Origin of the sequence: Methylophaga sp. UBA4204 (assembly GCF_002379485.1) — a bacterium.
In the GTDB taxonomy this organism is placed as follows: domain Bacteria; phylum Pseudomonadota; class Gammaproteobacteria; order Nitrosococcales; family Methylophagaceae; genus Methylophaga.
On the sequence record NZ_DFTU01000062.1, the window covers coordinates 1 to 710 of the forward strand.

The window sequence follows — 710 nt, forward strand, 5'->3', positions numbered from 1 at the left end:
CGACGAGGATCCATGCTGCATCACGTAAGAGGTCGCGGTGGTGGGTGGTACAAGCTGCGGTAAGACCGCGATTGCCACAATATGCGAATGCCTTTAGTCTCAATGCAATTCGGCCGAATACTTTCGGATTTGATCGTGGAGGCTCAACTCATCAGGGCCGGTGACTCTTGTCGGTCGAAGGACGATGTTCAGAGGATTGCGATGGTGCCGTATAACAAGCCGTTGCAGCCGATCCTCGCAAACGGGCTGCGCCCGGTCGCTCGGCCGGCTGAACGGTGACGTTAGAGCTATGAAAACATTCACGTCTGTGCAAATAGCAGCTTTTAGGGGAGCCATGATGGCACCACTTGTTGTATTTCCAGCGGCCCTGCTTTTGATGCTCGGCACAGCACTGGTTGAATTCGACCTAAAGCAGGTTGGCGACGCATTTTCCACCTTTTTTCTTGTAGGGGGCTGGAGTGCCGCCATCGCTTACGTTGTGGCATTTTTATACGGCATTCCGATATGGCTTATCCTGTGGAAGCTTAAAAGGCTGAATATAGTCTGGCTTTCGGGGTGCGCGCTTCTCCCAGCGTTTGTGCTGCTAGCTGTTACCAGGGACGTCGGTCTTTTGCTTATGGTAGGGTATTTTTCACTCTCGGTTAGTACTGCGGGGTGGTTTATTGGGCGTCGGTCCATCGGTGGGATCTAACAAAGCCATCAAATTCGCT

The 710-nt window shown here is 52.7% G+C and carries 1 protein-coding gene; it reads left to right on the forward strand.

Going from position 1 to position 710, the window contains the following annotated elements:
• The first annotated feature begins 289 nt into the window (after window positions 1-289).
• Window positions 290-691 (forward strand): hypothetical protein, encoded by a 402-nt coding sequence (locus tag B3182_RS08950; RefSeq protein WP_292411497.1) that lies wholly within the window; start codon window positions 290-292, stop codon window positions 689-691.
• Window positions 692-710: the final 19 nt, after the last annotated feature.